Origin of the sequence: Nocardioides sp. NPDC127503 (assembly GCF_040302165.1) — a bacterium.
Taxonomy (GTDB): domain Bacteria; phylum Actinomycetota; class Actinomycetes; order Propionibacteriales; family Nocardioidaceae; genus Nocardioides.
Genome location: NZ_JBEORH010000005.1, coordinates 299428 through 317248, shown reverse-complemented (window position 1 = coordinate 317248; position 17821 = coordinate 299428). Strand labels below are relative to the sequence as shown.

At 68.6% G+C, this 17821-nt stretch carries 20 protein-coding genes; 10 read left to right on the top strand and 10 right to left on the bottom strand.

What is annotated here, in order from left to right; all coding sequences use genetic code 11:
- Positions 1 to 8 precede the first annotated feature (8 nt).
- A complete protein-coding gene (pstB, locus tag ABTW65_RS14185) occupies positions 9 to 782 on the top strand; it encodes a phosphate ABC transporter ATP-binding protein PstB (RefSeq protein ID WP_350661029.1) in 774 nt (257 codons plus the stop codon).
- 71 nt (positions 783 to 853) lie between these two features.
- Here pstB and ABTW65_RS14180 read toward each other — a convergent pair whose 3' ends face one another.
- From ABTW65_RS14180 to ABTW65_RS14170, 3 genes are all read right to left on the bottom strand, one after another.
- A complete protein-coding gene (locus ABTW65_RS14180) occupies positions 854 to 1855 on the bottom strand; it encodes an inorganic phosphate transporter (RefSeq protein ID WP_350661026.1) in 1002 nt (333 codons plus the stop codon).
- Between the two features lie 4 nt (positions 1856 to 1859).
- Positions 1860 to 2477 carry a DUF47 domain-containing protein gene (locus tag ABTW65_RS14175; protein ID WP_350661024.1) on the bottom strand — a complete coding sequence of 206 codons (618 nt, stop codon included), beginning with the start codon at positions 2475 to 2477 and terminating at the stop codon, positions 1860 to 1862.
- An 81-nt stretch (positions 2478 to 2558) separates the two neighbouring features.
- On the bottom strand, positions 2559 to 4754 hold the full coding sequence (locus ABTW65_RS14170; protein WP_350661023.1) for an RNA degradosome polyphosphate kinase: 2196 nt from the start codon (positions 4752 to 4754) through the stop codon (positions 2559 to 2561).
- Positions 4755 to 4876: 122 nt separating this feature from the next.
- On the opposite strand from ABTW65_RS14170, the gene ABTW65_RS14165 reads away from it, so the two are divergent.
- Positions 4877 to 5923, top strand: coding sequence for an alpha/beta hydrolase (locus ABTW65_RS14165; RefSeq protein ID WP_350661021.1), 1047 nt, complete (start codon positions 4877 to 4879; stop codon positions 5921 to 5923).
- An 89-nt stretch (positions 5924 to 6012) separates the two neighbouring features.
- On the opposite strand, the gene ABTW65_RS14160 is transcribed toward ABTW65_RS14165, so the two are convergent.
- Together ABTW65_RS14160 and ABTW65_RS14155 are read right to left on the bottom strand one after the other, a co-directional pair.
- Positions 6013 to 8625 carry a coiled-coil domain-containing protein gene (locus tag ABTW65_RS14160; protein WP_350661019.1) on the bottom strand — a complete coding sequence of 871 codons (2613 nt, stop codon included), beginning with the start codon at positions 8623 to 8625 and terminating at the stop codon, positions 6013 to 6015.
- A gap of 103 nt (positions 8626 to 8728) precedes the next feature.
- Positions 8729 to 9088, bottom strand: coding sequence for a DsrE family protein (locus tag ABTW65_RS14155; RefSeq protein WP_350661017.1), 360 nt, complete (start codon positions 9086 to 9088; stop codon positions 8729 to 8731).
- A 60-nt stretch (positions 9089 to 9148) separates the two neighbouring features.
- Here ABTW65_RS14155 and ABTW65_RS14150 point away from each other — a divergent pair, with 60 nt between their 5' ends.
- From ABTW65_RS14150 to ygfZ, 3 genes are read left to right on the top strand one after another with little or no spacing between them, the layout of a single operon-like run.
- Complete coding sequence (locus ABTW65_RS14150) at positions 9149 to 9652, top strand: heme-binding beta-barrel domain-containing protein (protein ID WP_350661015.1); 504 nt, start codon at positions 9149 to 9151, stop codon at positions 9650 to 9652.
- 18 nt (positions 9653 to 9670) lie between these two features.
- The gene (locus ABTW65_RS14145; RefSeq protein ID WP_160026760.1) at positions 9671 to 10102 is read left to right on the top strand and encodes a Fur family transcriptional regulator; all 432 of its coding nucleotides are present in this window, start codon (positions 9671 to 9673) and stop codon (positions 10100 to 10102) included.
- Positions 10099 to 11076 carry a CAF17-like 4Fe-4S cluster assembly/insertion protein YgfZ gene (ygfZ, locus tag ABTW65_RS14140; protein ID WP_350661014.1) on the top strand — a complete coding sequence of 326 codons (978 nt, stop codon included), beginning with the start codon at positions 10099 to 10101 and terminating at the stop codon, positions 11074 to 11076. The genes ABTW65_RS14145 and ygfZ overlap by 4 nt, the downstream gene beginning before the upstream one ends.
- Before the next feature lie 23 nt (positions 11077 to 11099).
- On the opposite strand, the gene ABTW65_RS14135 is transcribed toward ygfZ, so the two are convergent.
- From ABTW65_RS14135 to ABTW65_RS14120, 4 genes are all read right to left on the bottom strand, one after another.
- Entirely contained in the window at positions 11100 to 11756 is a 657-nt protein-coding gene (locus ABTW65_RS14135; protein WP_350661012.1) for a hypothetical protein, read from the bottom strand.
- A gap of 138 nt (positions 11757 to 11894) precedes the next feature.
- Positions 11895 to 12866, bottom strand: a complete 972-nt coding sequence (locus ABTW65_RS14130; RefSeq protein WP_350661011.1) for an ADP-ribosylglycohydrolase family protein — start codon at positions 12864 to 12866, stop codon at positions 11895 to 11897.
- Positions 12867 to 12877: 11 nt separating this feature from the next.
- Entirely contained in the window at positions 12878 to 13696 is an 819-nt protein-coding gene (gene mshD, locus ABTW65_RS14125; protein ID WP_350661009.1) for a mycothiol synthase, read from the bottom strand.
- A 9-nt stretch (positions 13697 to 13705) separates the two neighbouring features.
- Positions 13706 to 14452: a response regulator transcription factor gene (locus ABTW65_RS14120; RefSeq protein WP_350661007.1), complete on the bottom strand. Its 747-nt coding sequence runs from the start codon at positions 14450 to 14452 to the stop codon at positions 13706 to 13708.
- A gap of 122 nt (positions 14453 to 14574) precedes the next feature.
- Between ABTW65_RS14120 and ABTW65_RS14115 the strand changes: the two genes are divergently transcribed.
- On the top strand, positions 14575 to 14844 hold the full coding sequence (locus tag ABTW65_RS14115) for a MoaD/ThiS family protein (RefSeq protein WP_350661005.1): 270 nt from the start codon (positions 14575 to 14577) through the stop codon (positions 14842 to 14844).
- 76 nt (positions 14845 to 14920) lie between these two features.
- Here ABTW65_RS14115 and ABTW65_RS14110 read toward each other — a convergent pair whose 3' ends face one another.
- Positions 14921 to 15355, bottom strand: a complete 435-nt coding sequence (locus ABTW65_RS14110; protein ID WP_350661003.1) for an Hsp20/alpha crystallin family protein — start codon at positions 15353 to 15355, stop codon at positions 14921 to 14923.
- 94 nt (positions 15356 to 15449) lie between these two features.
- Here ABTW65_RS14110 and ABTW65_RS14105 point away from each other — a divergent pair, with 94 nt between their 5' ends.
- From ABTW65_RS14105 to ABTW65_RS14090, 4 genes are all read left to right on the top strand, one after another.
- Positions 15450 to 15740, top strand: coding sequence for a MerR family transcriptional regulator (locus ABTW65_RS14105; protein WP_350661001.1), 291 nt, complete (start codon positions 15450 to 15452; stop codon positions 15738 to 15740).
- Positions 15741 to 15769: 29 nt separating this feature from the next.
- Complete coding sequence (locus tag ABTW65_RS14100) at positions 15770 to 16231, top strand: thioredoxin family protein (protein WP_350660998.1); 462 nt, start codon at positions 15770 to 15772, stop codon at positions 16229 to 16231.
- A 242-nt stretch (positions 16232 to 16473) separates the two neighbouring features.
- Positions 16474 to 16935, top strand: coding sequence for a DUF4395 domain-containing protein (locus ABTW65_RS14095; RefSeq protein ID WP_350660996.1), 462 nt, complete (start codon positions 16474 to 16476; stop codon positions 16933 to 16935).
- A 37-nt stretch (positions 16936 to 16972) separates the two neighbouring features.
- Entirely contained in the window at positions 16973 to 17821 is an 849-nt protein-coding gene (locus tag ABTW65_RS14090) for a sulfurtransferase (RefSeq protein WP_350660994.1), read from the top strand.

Below are 17821 nucleotides of genomic sequence, written 5' to 3'. Positions count from 1 at the left end.
AGTAACTCATGTCCATTCAAGTCAAGGACGCCAGCATCTTCTACGGCGACTTCAAGGCCGTCGAGGACGTCACCATGTCCATCAAGCCGAAGTCGGTGACCGCCTTCATCGGGCCCTCCGGCTGCGGCAAGTCGACCTTCCTTCGCACCCTCAACCGGATGCACGAGGTCATCCCCGGCGCCTACGTCGAGGGGAAGATCTCGATCCACGGCCAGGACATCTACGGGGCGAACGTCGACCCGGTGGCAGTACGCCGCAAGGTCGGCATGGTCTTCCAGCGGCCCAACCCGTTCCCGACGATGTCGATCTACGACAACGTGCTCGCCGGCAACAGGCTCAACGCCAAGCGGATCAAGAAGTCCGAGGCGGACTCGATCGTGGAGAGCGCGCTGCGCGGAGCCAACCTGTGGACCGAGGTCAAGGACCGTCTCGGCAAGCCGGGCATGGGCCTCTCTGGCGGTCAGCAGCAGCGGCTCTGCATCGCCCGCGCGATCGCGGTCCAGCCGGAGGTGCTGCTCATGGACGAGCCGTGCTCGGCTCTCGACCCGATCTCGACCGCCGCGATCGAGGACCTCATCCACGAGCTGAAGTCCGACTACACGATCGTGATCGTCACCCACAACATGCAGCAGGCCGCCCGCGTCTCCGACGACACCGGCTTCTTCAACCTGAAGGCCGCCGGCCAGCCGGGCCGCCTGGTGGAGTTCAACCCCACCAAGCAGATGTTCACCAAGCCGGACAACCCGGACACCGAGGCGTACATCTCGGGTCGGTTCGGCTGAGCCGGCGCACGCGCCACATGCGAAACCGCCCTGCACCGACACGGTGCAGGGCGGTTTCTCGTCGGCCAGGATCAGGGGAGCTGGAAGACGAAGTGGCAGAGCAGGTAGGTCAGGGCCGCGACGCCACCGGCAGCGGGGAAGGTGAAGATCCACGCCATGACGATGGACTTCGCGATACCCCAGCGGACCGCGGAGAACCGCTTGGTCGCGCCGACACCCATGATCGCCGAGGTGATCGTGTGGGTCGTCGAGATCGGGGCCTCCCAGATGTACGCCGTGGAGTAGAGCACCGAGGCGGCGACCGACTCGGCGGCGAAGCCGCGGGACGGGTCCAGGTGGATGATCCGACGGCCGAGGGTGCGCATGATGCGCCAGCCGCCGGACATGGTGCCGAGGGAGATGGCGGTCGCGGCCGCGGCGATCACCCAGAACGGGAGGTCGTCGTCGGCCGTGAGGAATCCACCGGTGACCAGGGCGAGGAAGATGACGCCCATCGTCTTCTGGGCGTCCTGCAGGCCGTGACCGAGGGCCATCGCGGCAGCCGAGATCGTCTGTGCGATCCGGAACCCCTTCTGCGTCTTGTGCGGGTTGGCGCGCCGGAAGATCCACATGATCGCGAGCATCACGCCGAAGCCGAGGCTGAAGGCCACGAACGGCGACACGAACATCGGGATGACGACCTTCTCCAGCACTGTCATCCAGTTGACGAACGCGCCGGCGGCGATCGCCGAACCGGCCAGACCGCCGATGAGCGCATGTGACGAGGACGAGGGAAGACCGAAGTACCAGGTGATCATGTTCCAGGCGATCGCGCCGAGGAGGCCGGCCATCACGACGGTCAGACCATGTGCCCCGGATGGTGGCGTAATGGTGTCGGAGACGGTGTGGGCGACCTTCTGGCCCAGGAATGCGCCGACGAAGTTCATCACCGCCGCGAGCAGGAGGGCGATGCGCGGCGTGAGCGCGCGCGTGGACACGGAGGTCGCGATGGCGTTGGCGGCGTCGTGGAAGCCGTTGGTGTAGTCGAAGACCAGGGCGACGACGACCACCGCGATGACGATGGCAAGTTCCACGGTGTCAGGATTCCTTGACGGCGATCTGCTCGACGATGTTGGCGACCTTCTCGAAGCCGTCGATCGCGTCCTCGAGGGACTCGACGACGTCCTTCAGCTTGAGGACCTCCATCGCGTCGTACTCACCGGAGAAGAGCTTGGCGAGGATGCGACGGTGGTTCTTGTCGCCCTGGTTCTCGAGACGGTTGATCTCGATCCAGTACTCGGAGAGCTCCTTCATCGACCGCAGCCTGGGCATCGCTGCCGCGGTCAGCTCGGCGCAGCGCTGGAGCACGGTGACCTGGTCGGAGAGCTCAGGGGGGAGGACGTTGATGCCGTAGACGAAGATCTGGTCGACGACCTCGTCCATCGAGTCCATCACGTCGTCTAGACCGGAGCCGAGGGCGTAGATGTCCTCGCGGTCGAACGGTGTGACGAAGGTCGAGTTGACCTTCTTGACGATCTCATGGGTGGACTCGTCAGCAGCGTGCTCCGCGTCGCGCATCCGTCGCGCGACATCTTCGCGATCGGCTGTGTCGCTGAGCATCTCGGCGAGCAGTGAGACACCGCCGACGAGGTGGTTGGCGGACTCGGTGAACAGGTCGTAGAACGACGTGTCGACCGGGCGGATTCGGAAACGCACGGGGGGCTCCTGGCTGGATGAGGCAGACCTGCGGGCTCATGTTAGGCGAGTCCGCTTGACACGACGAAAGCCAGGGCGTGTTCAGCCCGCCGCGGCGCGCCTGCGCTGGCGCTGTCGAGTGATCAACATCGCGTGGAGATGGTTGGGAGCGTGGTTGCGGGTCCAGGTGCCGTCGGGCCCGAGGAGCCAGGCATCAGTGGTCGGTTCGAATGCCAGGTCGAACAGTGCGCCGACCTCGGCCACGAGCTCCGGAGTGGGGAGACGTACGAGGGCCTCGACCCGGCGGTCGAGGTTGCGGTGCATCATGTCGGCCGAGCCGATCCAGGCGCTCGGTCCGTCCCCGTCGTCGGGAGTGCCGTTCTCGAACCAGAAGATCCGCGAGTGCTCCAGGAACCGGCCCAGGATCGAGCGCACCTCGATGGTCTCGCTCAGCCCCTCCACGCCCGGACGGAGCGCGCAGATGCCGCGTACCAGCAGCTGCACGGGCACGCCCGCCTGGGAGGCCAGGTAGAGGGCGTCGATGATGGCCTCGTCGACCACCGAGTTGGCCTTGAGCCGGATCCTCGCCGGCCGCCCCGCCAGGTGGTGGGCGATCTCGGCGTGGATCTGCTCGATCAGGCCGTTGCGCACGTTGCCCGGGGCCACCAGAAGCTGCTCGTACGTCGCCTCCCGGCTCCAGCCGGAGAGGTTGTTGAACAGGTGGGCGACGTCTTCGCCGATCCCCTCGTCGGTGGTGATCAGCCCCATGTCCTCGTAGAGCCTGGAGGTCTTTGGGTTGTAGTTGCCGGTGCCGATGTGGGTGTAGCGACGGATGGTGCCGTCGGGCTCCTCGCGGACCACCATCGCCAGCTTGCAGTGGGTCTTCAAGCCGACCAGGCCGTAGACCACGTGGCAGCCGGCCTGCTCGAGCTTGCGCGCCCACCGGATGTTGGCCACCTCGTCGAAGCGCGCCTTGATCTCGACCAGCACCAGCACCTGCTTGCCCGCCTCGGCGGCGTCGATCAGGGCGTCGATGATGGGGGAGTCGCCGGAGGTGCGGTAGAGGGTCTGCTTGATCGCCAGCACCCGCGGGTCGGCCGCGGCCTGCTCGATGAAGCGCTGCACGCTGGTCGCGAACGAGTCGTAGGGATGCTGGAGGAGTACGTCACCCCGGCGGGCCGCCTTGAAGACGTCGACCGGCGCGGCGCTCTCGACCGGCGCGAGCGCCGGGTGGGTGCTCGGCACGAAGGCCGGATACTTCAGCTGCTCGCGGTCGATGTCGGCGATGCCGTGCAGCCCGCGCAGGTCGAGCGGGCCGGGGAGCCGGAAGACCTCCTTGTCGGAGATGCCGAGCTCGGAGACCAGCAGGTCGAGCGTCGAGTCGGTCATCGACTCCTGCACCTCAAGGCGTACGGGAGGGCCGAAGCGCCGCCTGAGCAGCTCCTTCTCCAGGGCGGTGAGGAGGTTCTCGGTGTCGTCCTCCTCGACCTCGAGGTCCTCGTTGCGGGTGACCCGGAAGGTGTGCACCTCGAGGATCTCCATGCCCGGGAAGAGCTTGTGCAGCCGCTCCCGCATGACCTCCTCGAGGGGCACGAAGCGGTCGTTGCCCAGCGGCACGAAGCGGCTGAAGATCGGCGGGACCTTCACCCGGGCGAAGTGCTTCTTCTTGGTCTTCGGGTCTCTCAGCCGGACGGCGAGGTTGAGCGAGAGGCCGGAGATGTAGGGGAACGGGTGGGCCGGGTCGACCGCGAGCGGCGTCAGGACCGGGTAGACCCGCTCCTTGAACAGCTTCTTGCAGGCCTTCACCTCCTCCGGGGTGAGGTCCTCCCAGTGCAGCAGCTGGATGCCCTGCTCGAGCAGCGCCGGCTTGATCTTGCCGCGGAACACCGCGGCATGCCGCTCGGAGAGCTCCCGGGTCGTACGCCAGATCACCTCGAGGACCTCACGCGGCATCAGGCCGGAAGCGGCCTTGACCGCCACCCCCGCCGCGATCCGCCGCTTCAAACCGGCCACCCGGACCATGAAGAACTCGTCCAGGTTGGAGGTGAAGATCGCCAGAAAACGTACGCGCTCCAAGAGCGGCAGCGTCTCGTCCTCCGCCATCTCCAGCACCCGCTCGTTGAACCGTAGCCAGGACAGCTCCCGGTCGAGGAACCGGTCCTCGTACTTCTCGACCTCGGCCAGCGCCTCGTGGTCCGGGATGTATTCGGGTTCGACGTCGAAGGGCTGGTCGGGAACCGCGGTCAGGCTCACGGTGTCCTCGGCCGAGCGGGTGGGGGCCTGCGGGTCGAGACTCATGAGGCCAGTGTGACTCACCTGCGTGTCTTTGGGGGAGACGTGATCCGAACTCTGACCTTTGGCCCGGTCGCCAGGTGAACTACCTGTTACACGATGTCCCTGGTAACGGGTAGTTTGAGCGCATGTCGATTCTCGCGCGCGTCTCGTCCCTGATCGATCCGTTGCTGGTGCCGGTGAAGCGGCCCGCGTTCACGGCGGCGTTGAACCTTCCGGCTCCGGTGCAGCGGCGGCTGGTCGGGAAGCCGGTGACGTACGACGGGCAGACGCTCGCCGTGGACACGCAGATCATGCTGGCGCTGATGAAGGTGTCGGGTGAGCCGGACCCGTCGACGCTGCCGATCCCGAAGGGGCGGGTGGCGCTGCTGCGGCAGTCGCAGCTCGGGGGTGGTCGGCAGGAGATCGGGTCGGTGCGCGAGCTCTGGGCCGCGGGGCTCAAGGCGCGGCTCTACGTCCCGGAGGGCGCTTCGGGCAACGCGCCGCTGCTGGTCTTCCTGCACGGCGGCGGCTTCATCTTCGGTGACCTCGACAGCCACGACGCTCCCTGCCGGCTGCTGGCCAGCGAGTCGGGCGTCAAGGTGCTCTCGGTCGACTACCGGCTGGCGCCGGAGTCCCCGTTCCCCGCGGCGTACGACGACTCAGTCGCGGCGTTCCGCTGGGCGGTCGAGCACGCGGCCGAGCTCGGTGCGGACCCGGCCCGGATCGGGGTCGGCGGCGACTCCGCCGGCGGCAACCTTGCCGCCGGGGTCGCGCTCGCGGTCGGTGAGGACTGTGCGTTCCAGCTGCTCATCTACCCGGTGACGCAGTCGGAGGCGAACACCCGCAGCCGCGAGGATCTCAGCGAGGGCTTCTACCTGACCGCCGACTTCATCGGCGCCGCCACCAGCAACTACCTGCCCGAGGACATCGACCGCCGCGACCCCCGCCACGCGCCGCTGTACGCGGAGATCCCGGCGACCGGGGTCGCCCCGGCGTACGTCGCGACCGCAGGCTTCGACCCGCTACGCGATGAGGGCGAGGCGTACGCCGCCAAGCTCGACGAGGCCGGGGTCAAGGTCGTGCACCGGCGCTTCGACGACCAGATCCACGGGTTCCTGAACGTGGTCGGCGCCGGGCGTACGTCACGCGCCGCTGTGCTCGAGATCGCGCAGGTCCTGCGCGACAACCTCTGACTTCTCAGGTGTTTCCGGCACTTCTCAGGTGTTGCAACGCCTGAGAAGTGCTGGGATACCCGGTTAACCGGGTATCCCTGCAAGCCCGCTCAGCCAGCCATGTCGGGGCGCCAGCGGAGTACCTCCCGCTGGAACGCCTCGGGGTCGACCATCGACTTGTCGACCTTGACCGCACCCGCTTCGTCGGTGTTGAACTCGACGACCCACTCGTCAGCGGCCGGCTCACCCTTGATGGTGATGTCGGTGTGGGTGTCGTAGAGGTCGTAGGTGTGGGTCTGCTCGTCCTTGCGTACGTCGAGCACACCCTCCTCGGTGACCGTGACGGTGCTCTCGGTCATGAGCGAGCCGTCCTCGGGCCGGAAGGTGCGGACGGTGAGCCTCTTGGTGCCGACCGGGTCGCTCCCCGACTCGTCGGCAGCCGTGGCCGCCTCGGGGGCGGCAGTGCCGGCGCCGGGGATCTTGGCGCCGGGGAACTTGCCGGACTCGGCGAGCTTGACCGCCGCCAGCCAGCCGCTCGAGCGCTGGGGGAGGGAGTCGCTCGGGGTGTCAGGCAGGTCTGCCGGCTCCGCGGGCGAGTCCTCGGACTGCTTCTTGCCGGGCTGCTTCTTGCCGGTCGGCCGCTCGGGCAGCGTCACAGGCGCGGTCGGAGGACCGGCCGGCGGCGCAGCCGGTGAGTCGACCGGTGCCGGAGCGGTGGCCTTCGGGGCCTCGACGGGTGCGAGGGGCTCGACCACGAGCGGCTCTTCAGGAGCGTCCGGGATGGGGAACTGTGCCTCGGGCGGCGACGGGGTCGCCGCGAGGGTGAGCTCGAGGGCCTGCATCGCACGCTTGTTGGTGCTGCCGCCCTTGACCGCGAGCATGACGGCCTCGCGCAGGTCGGCGAGCTGCTTGGCGAGCTGGGCGCTGCGGCGCTCGGCGATCTGCCGGTCCACGATGGCCTGCTCGACCAGCTGGGTGTTGTGCAGGATCGAGGCCTCGACGGCCTGGCGGTCGATCGCCTTCTGACCGGCGACCTCCTCGGCCTCGGCCCGAAGGCGTACGGCGTCGGCGGCCTGCTGCTGGACGTCGGCGAGACGGTTCATCATCTCCGTCATCCGGCGCTCGGCCTCTTCACGCTCGCGCGCCTGCGCGGTGATGACCTCGGTCATCGACTCGTGGGCGGTACGCAGCGCGGACTCCGCCGCGCGACGACCCTCGTTGGCCTCGGTCGCGGCACGCTCGGCAGCGCGGCGGCCCTCCAGGGCCTGGACCGCGAGATCGGCGTGCTCGGAGGCGCGCTGGTCGGCCGCCATCCGGGCGAGGTTGGCGGACTCGGCCGCCTGCTCGGCCTGGGAGGCGAGCTCGGTGAGCTGCCGGTAGCGCTCCTCGTTCTCGTTGGCCTCGTGCGCAGCGGCAGCGGCGAACTCGGCGTATTGCTTCGCGCTCTTCTCGGCCTCGAGACGGGCGTCGTTGGCGGCGTCGGCGGCCTTGAAGGCCCGCAGCGCGGCCTCCTCCGCCTCGGTGCGCGCGGCGAGCGCTTCGGCTGCCACGGCGTACTGGTCGGCAGCCGTGGCCTCGGCCGCGGCCCGGGTCATCGCGTGGTCCTCGGCGTTGGCGTCGGCGGCCTTGCGCTCCTCGAAGGCCTCCTTCGCCGCTTCCTCGGCCTCGGCGCGGGCGGTCGCGGCGGCCTCGGCAGCGGCGTAGGCAGCCTCGGCCGCAGCCTCGGCCTCCTTGCGCGCCTGCTCGGCCTGCTCGGCCTGCGTCGCCATCGCGACCGCGGACTCCTCGGCCGTGATGCGGGCAGCGGCTGCCTTCTCGGCCTCGGTCGCCCGGTCGTTGGCGGCCTGCTCGGCGGCCTGACGCGCGGTGAACGCGGCCAGTGCCTCGTCGGCCCGGCCGGCTGCGGCCGCGTCGGCCTCCTCGCGCATCCGCGCGAGCTCCTCGGAACGGGTGTCGGCTGCGGCGCGTGCGGTGTAGGCGGCCTCGGCGGCTGCCTCCGCCTCGCTGCGTGCGTCGTAGGCGGCGCGGGCCTCGTCGGCGGCCTTGCGGGCGGCCTTCTCGGCTGCCGCCAGCGCGTCGCGGAGCTCGTCCATCTCCTCGAGGCGGTCCTCGGCGGCTGCCTCCGCGACGCTGCGCGCGGCGTAGGCGGCCTGGGCCAGCTCGGCGTGCTCGGCTGCCTTGGTGTGAGCCTCAGCGGCGGAAGCGGCCGCGGCGGCGGCCTCCTCGGCCCTGGCGCGGGCGGACTCCTCGGCCTCGGTGCGTGCGCTGGCCTGCTCCTCGGCGACACGGGCCGCCTCGAGCAGGCGGCGCTCGGCCGCCTCCAGCTCCTTGCCTCTCGCGACCGCGGCCTCCTCGGCCTCGGCGCGCTCCTTGGCCCGGGTGTCGGCGACCTTCTCGGCCTCGACCCTGGCGAGGGCATACTTCTCGGCTGCCTTCTCCGCGACCTCACGCGCCTGGTGGGCGTCGGCGGCCAGCTGGGCGTGGAGCTTGGCGGTCTCGTCGGCCTTCCCGCGGGCGGTGGCGTGCTCGGCGGCAGCCTCCTCGGCAACCAGCCGCTCGGCCGCCTGCTCGGCTGCCGCCTGCTCGGCTGCGATGCGAAGTGACTCGGCTGCGGCAGCGGCGCGGGCCAACTCCGCAGCACGCGCCGTCAGGTCCTCGTCGTCACCCGGCTGGGCGGCCGAATCACGGCTCCACCACTTGCCACTGGGGGTCTGCGTGCTCACGAGGGTGAATGCTAACGGCGAAGTAGGCGGTGTGTGGAGTCTCCGAGAGGATTAACACGCCTGCTACCTGGAACTACATTCGTGTAGTTCTGGTAATGGGGTCTCAGTAGACGAGCGCCTGCACGCCGTCGCGCAGGATCTCCTCGGCGAACACGACCGCGCCCTTGATGGTGACGCCGTCGATGAGGTCGTCCTCGGAGAGGTCGCGGCGCGAGGCGCACTGGCTGCACACGGTCACCTGACCGGCCTCGATGACCAGCCCGATCAGCTCCTGCAGCGGTGCCGCGTTCTCCAGCGTGAACTCCTCCGCGCGCCCGGGCACTGCGAACCACGTCGCCTCACCGGTGAGCCAGAGGGACACCTTCGCGCCGGCGGTCGCGGCCGCAGAGGCGACCGTGAAGGCCTGGTTCGTACGCTCGGGCGCCTCGGCACCCACGGTCACCTTCACCACGAGTTCTTGCATGCCGAGCACACTAGCGCTTGCGTTTCGGGTCGTAGCCGACGTACGGCCTAAACTCGGCGTGTGGCTTTCGAACTTCCGGAGAACCTTCACCCCGATGCCGGTCCCTGTGCGTGGATGCTCGGCACCTGGCAGGGCAACGGACACGGTGACTATCCGACGATCGACAAGTTCGAGTTCGGGCAGGAGCTGATCTTCACCCACGACGGGCGGCCGTTCTTCCACTACTTCGCGCGTTCGTGGATCATCGACCCGGAGACGGGGGAGAAGGTGCGCGACGCGGCGCTGGAGACCGGCTTCGTACGCTTCCGCCCCGAGGGCGAGGTCGAGTGGGTGATGACGCACAACACCGGCATCGTCGAGGTCTGGTACGGCAAGGCCGAGGGCGGCAAGCTCGATCTCACCACCGACGCGGTCGCCCGTACCGAGACCGCGAAGGAATACACCGCCGGCAAGCGCCTCTACGGCAACGTCGAGGGCGATCTTCTGTACGCCTTCGACATGGCCGCGATGGGTCAGGCGCTGCAGCCGCACCTGTGGGCGCGGCTCAAGCGGGCCAAGAAATAGGCTGAGGAAGTAGTCGCGATGACCGAGGCGGCTGAGGACTGGCGCGAGGCCCTTCGGGCGAAGGGCTATCGACTCACGCCCCAGCGCGAGCTGGTCCTCGGCGCCATCGAGCGACTGCGGCACGCCACCCCCGAGGAGGTGCTCGCGGTCGTACGCGAGTCGTCCTCGGCGATCAACCTCTCCACCGTCTACCGCAACCTCGAGGTGCTCGAGGAGCTGGGACTGGTGCGCCACGCCCACCTGGGCGAGCGGGCCTCGACCTACCACTCGGTCTCCGGGCGGCCACATTTTCATGCGGTTTGCAGGAAGTGTCAGAAGGTCACCAGTGTTGACCCCTCAGTGGCCGACGGAATCAGCGAACGGCTGCGTGAGGAGTACGCCTTCGAGGTAGATGTCGCTCATCTGACCGTCTTCGGGGCGTGCGTCGACTGTTCTTCCGAGGAGCCATGATGACTGCCAGCCCGCTTCTGTCCCTGCCCGGTGCCGTCGCCGGCGATGGTGCCGACGCACCCGTCGCCGCGCACTACGGATCGTTCAACCTGGAGCAGCGGACGTTGGCCTCCGGCGAGGGATTCGTCGATCTCTCCCACCGTGACGTCCTACGGATCGCCGGTCCCGACCGGCTGACCTGGCTGCACTCGTTGACCTCGCAGGCCTTCGAGGGACTGGCCCCCGGGGTCTGGACCTCGTCCCTGATCCTGTCGCCGCAGGGACATGTCGAGCACTTCTTCTCCGGCGTCGATGACGGCTCCTCCTTCTTGGCCTGGACCGAGCCCGGGGCCGGCGAGGCTCTGGTGGCCTACCTGGAGCGGATGAAGTTCTGGTCCGACGTGACGGTCACGTTGGACCCGTCGCAGGTTTCCGTCTGGCGGGTCTCGACAAGCTCGACCACCGGTGGCGGGTACTCGTTCGTCCCGCGCGAGTCCTTGGAGACGTACGCCGCTGCCGCGGGCCCCGCCTGCGGGTTCTGGGCGTTCGAGGCTCTGCGGATCGAGCGCGGTGAGCCGCGTTTCGGCGTGGACACCGACGCGCGCACGATCCCCAACGAGGTCGGCTGGGTGCCGGGTTCGGAAGAGACCGTCGGCCCGGAGTACGCGGTCCATCTCGACAAGGGCTGCTACCGCGGCCAGGAGACGGTCGCCCGCGTCCACACTCTCGGCCGTCCACCGCGTCGCCTGGTGCTGCTTCACCTCGACGGCTCCGAGAACCGGCTGCCCGCCGCTGGGTCGGAGCTGGTCTTCGGTGAGAAGACGGTCGGTTTCGTCGGCTCGTCGGCCCGTCACCACGAGCTCGGCCCGATCGCGTTGGGGCTGGTCAAGCGCAACGTACCTGTGGACGCGCAGCTCGTCGTGGACGGGATGCCGGTCGCTCAGGAGGTCCTCGTCGACCCCGAGATCGGCCTCCACATCCGTCCTTTGCGCTGAGCGGGTTCAACCACCCGGTCCGGTCAGAGCCGTCCGTTCGAGCGGACGGGTGCGTCGTCGCTCAGCCAATCTCGCGAGGTTCTGAAGGCGGCCTGAGACGCCGTGCGTTCGGGCCGCCCCGCGGTCTGGATCTGGCTCGCCGGTGCACCCCAAAGGATCGAGCTCCGCCGCTGTGGGAGGGGCAGCCAAGTGTCCTGGAAGGACTCGAACCAGGGCCCCGGCGGTTCGAGGCGGAAGCGACCCTCGTCGTATCCGGTGATCTCGGCGCCAACTGCGACCCAGTCGGCAACGACACCGATCAAGGGGTGTCGCATGCCGGCCGGTGCCCCGCTGATCGACGAACGTAGGCTGCTGAGGCGGGCGAGGTAGATCGACGTCGGTAGGGGAAGCCGCCAAGGCCCGGCGACGCCACGAGCACGCTCGCTCCACGAGGCGCCGACGTCGAAGGCCTGCTTGCGGCCGACTCGGACGACCAACGGCCGCCACCTGTCGAGCTCTGAGACCGGGCATTCAGGGCGGTCGAGGAGCCTGTCGAGCCCCTGCTCGTCATAGAGGAGCGCGCTCCCTTGCTTGATCGCTGGTCCCGCGAGCCCGGCGGTCAGCACTCGGGCCGCATCTCGCAGTCCGATGTTGTGAGCAGCCGAGATCGTCTCGGCGGCAGCTCGTGCGGTGAGCTTCATACGACGACGGTAGGTGCGAGCACCGACATCTCTGACTGCCTGTCGCCGCCTACATCAGTGGGCGGCACCTTGTGAATCGTTCACAAAGTGCCGCCCACTGGCGTAGGCGAGCCGACAGCTGTTTGTCAGCGTCACCGATCAGCGCAGACCGGCAGCCACGGTGTCGAGGGTGAGAGTGGCGAGGAAGTCGCCCGGGATGCCGGGGTAACCGTGGCTGAGCTTGCGCCACTCGGCGGGGATGGCGGTGGCGCCCCAGCGGGCGCCGAGGAGGCCGCCGGCGATGGCGGCGATGGTGTCGGTGTCGTTGCCGATCCGGATGGTGGTGTTGAGCGCTTCGACGTAGTGGCTCGACGGGTCGGCCTCGGGCACGGGGGTCTGGGCGATCGAGGACCAGGCGGCCTGCAGCGCGGTGACCACCCAGCCGTTGGGGTTGAACTTCGCCGGCGGCTCAGACTCGGCCTCGTCGAGCTTCTCGGCCCAGAAGGCTGCCTCGGCGGGGGAGAGGAGGGACAGGCCGGAGCGTACGTCGAGCTCGCCGTGCATCACCGCGTGCTCGATCGCGAGGGACCACAGCACGCAGCCGGACCGGGCATGCTCGTCCCAGTGGGTCAGGGCGCTCACCGCGGCGGCCGCTTCGGCGACGGCCGGACGGTCGCCGAGATAGCGGAGCGGGACCGCAGCGGTACGCATCAGGGAGCCATTGCCTCCCGTGCGGCCGGTCATCTCGTGCAGCTTCTCCGAGACGTGCCGCAGCTGCGCATCGGTCGGCGCGGGACCAGCGGTGTTGAGGACCCGGGCGGTCTGGTTGCCGATGTCCTTCGGCTCCGACTCCGCCCACGTCCGGAAGTTGCGTGCGACCGCGGTCAGCCCCTCCTCGGTACGCAGGTCGAGACCGCTCGCGGCGACGTCGAGGATGCACCACGTCATCGTCGTGTCGTCGGTCCACTCCCCGGGCGCGAACGGGCCGAGCCCGCCGCCGAGCATCTGCGCCTTCTCGTCCGCGCCTAGCCGAGGCCGGTCGAACTCGTAATGAGCTCCGAGCGCATCCGCCACCGCGGTTCCGACGATGGCCCCGATGGCCCGGTCACTCTGAGAGTCGGTCAGCTTCACGCGACCAGAGACTAGCCGCGGGTGTACTGGACGTGCGTGTCCGCCGCGGCCCGCGTGAAACCGAGGCCTTCGTAGAGACGTACGGCCGGGGTGTTGTCGCCCTCGACATAGAGATGGATCCGCTCGACGCCGACAGCAGCCAGGTGGTTCAACCCGAGGAGGGTGACCAGCTTGCCGAGGCCGCGGCCCTGGGCGGCGGGATCGACACCGACGACGTAGACCTCACCCTCGGCCTCGCTGTGGCGCTTGGTCCAGTGGAACGCCAGGAGCTTCTCGTCCTCCCACGCGGTGACCAGCCCCGACGGGTCGAACCACGACTCAGCCATGCGCTCCCGCAGACCGGCCTCGTCCAGCGATCCCTGCTCGGGGTGGTGCGCGAAGGCGGCGGCGTTGACCCGGAGCAGCTCGGCCTCGTCGCCGGGCTCGAAGCTGCGTACGACGATGCCGTCCGGAGTCTCGGGAGCCGGCGGCAGACCGGCGACAGGGCGACGCATCACCCACAGCTCGCGGGTGCGGTCCCAGCCCTGTGTGGCGGCCAGCCGGGCAGCCGCCGGGTTGTCACCATGCGACCACGCCGTCGTCCCGGCCGGGAGCGACGGCGCCCGGAGCAGCAGCTGACGACCCAGGCCAACACCGCGGTGCTGGGTCAGCACCACGAGCGAAAGCTCGGTGCCGACCAACAGCCCGAAGCCGCGTACGTCACCCCAGATCGTCGCGTCCTCCGGACGGTTGCGCAGCGTCAGGAGGGTCGCCTCGTCGAGCGGCGCCACGCCGTCGTACGCCTCGGTCGCTTTCGCGATGGCCAGGACCTGATCGACGGTGAGTGCCATAGGTGCAGCCTAGGCGCCGGCCCCCAGGCGAGGAGACGGGGTCAGCCGGGCGCCGTCGGCGGCGGCTTCGTTGTTCTTCGACGGCAGCACGAAGCGGTAGCCGACGTTGCGGACGGTGCCGATGAGGGTCTCGTTCTCGGGGCCGAGCTTGGCGCGCAGGCGACGTACGTGGACGTCGACGGTGCGGGTGCCGCCGAAGTAGTCGTAGCCCCACACCTCCTGCAGCAGCTGCTGACGGGAGAAGACGCGGCCGGGGTGCTGGGCGAGGAACTTCAGGAGCTCGAACTCCTTGAAGGTCAGGTCGAGCGGGCGGCCACCGATCTTGGCGGTGTAGGTGGCGTCGTCGACGACGACCTCGCCGGAGCGGATGACGTGGGCCTCGGGGTCGGAGGCCTCGCGGGCCGCCGAGATGCGGCCGATCGCCAGCTTGATCCGGGCCTCGAGCTCGGCCGGACCGCAGGTGTGCAGCACGACGTCGTCCATGCCCCAGTCGTGGGCGACGACGGCGAGGCCACCCTCGGTGGCGATCAGCAGAACGGGGATGTCGGTGCCGGTCGTGCGGATCAGACGACACAGGTCACGGGCCTGGGCGAGGTCCTGACGGCCATCCACCAGCAGCAGGTCGGAGTCGGGCGCCTCGAGAAGCGCGCTACCTTCAGCAGGAAGGATCTTCACCTGATGGCCGAGGAGCGAGAGCCCGGGAAGGACATCTGCCGAAGGCTGGAGCGAACTGGTCAACAACAGAAGCGAGCTCATTGGGGGTGCCTCTCGGTCAGAGAAAGAGGAGCACCGAAACGCAACATTGAGCCTCGGTGAGGTGATCGTTGCACCATATTAACGAAACCTGACGGTGACATAGGAAGGATGTCCACGAGAAAGTGACGAATGTTATAGAGGTCCGCTACTGGGCCGCGGCCAAGTCGGCGGCCGGGACTCCGTCCGACAAGTTCGAGGTCGACGGCCCGTTGACGCTGGCAGAAGTCGTACGCCGCGCCGCGGAGCTGCATGCCGACACCCGCCTCCCCGAGGTCCTGAAGGTCTGCTCCGCGCTCATCGGTGACCGCCCGGCGGGTACGGCCGACCCCGGAGGGATCGAGGTCCCACCGGGGTCGACGGTTGAGTTCCTTCCGCCCTTCGCCGGCGGCTAGTTCCACAGGGGCTGGGGAAGCCCGCGCCCGGTGACTCACCTGCGTAAGGGCCTGCCGGGGCGGGCAGGTCCTTCCCTCAGCTCTCGATCGCGGCGGGCTCCGGCTTGGCGCTCGTGGCGATCTCGATCTTGCGCGGCTTGGCCTTCTCGGCGACCGGCACGACCAGGCGCAGCACGCCGGCGTCGTACGCGGCCTCGATGTGGTCGAGGTCGAGGTTGTCGCCGAGCACGAGCTGACGGCTGAAGCTGCCGCGTACGCGCTCGTTGGCGAGCATCTGCCAGTCGCCGTTCTTCGCGACCCGCTCGGCCTTGACGGTGAGTACGTTGCGCTCGACATCCAGGTCGATCGTGTCCGGGCTGACGCCAGGAAGGTCGAACTCGATGACGAACCGGTCGCCCTCGCGCCAGGCATCCATGGGCATCACGGCCGGTCGGTTGGTGGTGCCGCCGCCCAGGAGTTGCTGGGTGATGCGATCGAACTCGCGGAACGGATCGGTGCTTCGGATGAGCATGGTTTCCCTCCTCACGGGATCTATATCAGCGGATACACCTTTCATATATCCCATGCGCTAGATGATTTCAAGTCCTCGTGTCAGAATTGAACGTGTGACGGAGCGAACCAGGGCTGTGTACGCCATCTCGGTGGCAGCGGAGATGGCCGAGATGCAGATCCAGAACCTCCGCGTCTACGAGCGACGCGGGCTGGTCGACCCTGCGCGGACCTCGGGCGGCACCCGGCTCTACTCCCGCGCCGACGTCGACCGTCTAGTCCGCATCCGTGACCTCCTCGCCGACGGCCTCAACCTCGCCGGCATCGCCCGAGTGCTGGCTCTGGAGGAGGACGTACGCCGCCTGGAAGCGGCCAACGAGAGGCTTCGGCGCGCCTCGAGGGAATGAGTGGGGCGGATTACCGGTTCAATAGTCCTATGAGCACCGGAGCCTGGATCGCCGTCATCGCGATAGCCGCCGCCGTCGCCTTCGGCCTGTTCCGGATGCTCAGCGACGGCCGCTTCCGAGGCACGAAGGAGCTCCATGTGACTCACGAGGATCACGCGCCCGAGCCGCACGCGTGGGACGCGGTCACCGATGCGCTGGGCGAGACCGAGCTCGGTGCGCGCGCGACCCTCGTGCAGTTCTCCAGTGCCTTCTGCGCTCCCTGCCGAGCGACCCGGCGGATCCTGGGCGAGGTCGCCGAGATCGTCCCGGGCGTGGTGCACGTCGAGATCGACGCCGAGCACCACCTCGACCTGGTGCGCCGCCTCGACATCATGCGTACGCCGACGACCCTGGTGATCGACGGCTCCGGCAACGAGATCGCACGCGCCTCCGGGGCTCCGCGCAAGGAGCAGGTCCTGAGTGCGATTCCTGCCGTGAATCTCGAATCCTGACACGCTCGTCCATATGACGAGACATTCGTTTCGTGGCCGTCGAGCATCGCGCTACTGTCATCGCATGTTCTCGACCATGCTGACCAAGCGCCGCGCAGTGGATCACTGCCGCGTGCGCTCGGCGCTGTGTCGTTCCTGCCGCTGATTCCCTGAGATTGTCGACCGAGTCGACCCTGGGGATCGCTTTCGCCTGTCAGGCTCGTTCCTGACGACCTCCCCTCCACTCTCGCAGGAGCACACCTATGTCCGAGACCTCAGGCCAGACGGCGACACAGACCGGAATCGACCCTCGTGGCCCGCAGTTCGCTGCGGCGCTGACCGTTGTCGTACTCATCCTGGCTCTGCTGCTCCCGCAGCCATGGGCTCTGGTGGTGACGGCCATTCAGACCGTGCTCTTCGCGATCGGGGCTGGTCTCGGCGTTCAGCGGACCCCGCACTCCTGGCTCTTCAAGAAGTTCGTACGTCCCCGGCTCGGGGCTCCGGACGAGCTCGAGGACCCGGCACCGCCCAGGTTCGCCCAGGGCGTCGGCCTCGCCTTCGTGCTGGTCGCGCTCGTGGGCTTCATCCTCGGCGCCACGCTCGTGGCGCAGATCGCGCTCGGCTTCGCACTTGTCGCGGCCGTGCTCAATGCCGCCTTCAAGTTCTGCCTCGGCTGCGAGCTCTACCTGCTGATCAGGCGAGTGGGTCTCATCCCCTCGGCCTGACCCCTGAACGCAAGAAACACCAACGAAAGGTACCTAGATGACCCGCGAGAACTCCCTCGTCTCCGCCCAGTGGGTGGAGGAGCACCTCGATGACCCGAAGGTGGTGCTGATCGAGGTCGACGAAGACACCACTGCCTACGACAAGGGCCACATCAAGGGCGCGATCAAGCTCGACTGGACCACCGACCTGCAGGACCAGGTGCGCCGCGACTTCGTCAACAAGGACCAGTTCTCCGCACTGCTCTCCGAGCGTGGCGTCTCCAACGACGACACTGTGGTGCTCTATGGCGGCAACAACAACTGGTTCGCCGCGTACGCCTTCTGGTACTTCAAGCTCTACGGCCACCAGGACGTCAAGCTCCTCGACGGTGGCCGCAAGAAGTGGGAGCTCGACTCCCGCGAGCTGACCGACGAGACCGTCTCCCGCGAGGCGGCCAGCTACACCGCCAAGGACCAGGACCTCTCGATCCGCGCATTCCGCGACGAGACGGTCGAGGCCATCGGCGTCAAGAACCTGGTCGACGTGCGGTCGCCCGACGAGTTCGCCGGCCGCCTCCTCGCCCCGGCCCACCTCCCGCAGGAGCAGGCCCAGCGCGCCGGTCACATCCCGACCGCGGCCAACGTCCCGTGGTCCAAGGCGGCCAACGACGACGGCACCTTCCGCTCCGACGAGGAGCTCAAGGAGATCTACTCCGAGGCCGGCGTCGACTGGAGCAAGGACACCATCGCCTACTGCCGCATCGGCGAGCGCTCCTCGCACACCTGGTTCGTGCTCAAGGAGCTCCTCGGCCAGGAGAACGTGAAGAACTACGACGGCTCGTGGACCGAGTACGGCTCCCTCGTCGGCGTCCCGGTCGTCACCGGCGACGAGCCCGGGGAGGCCTGA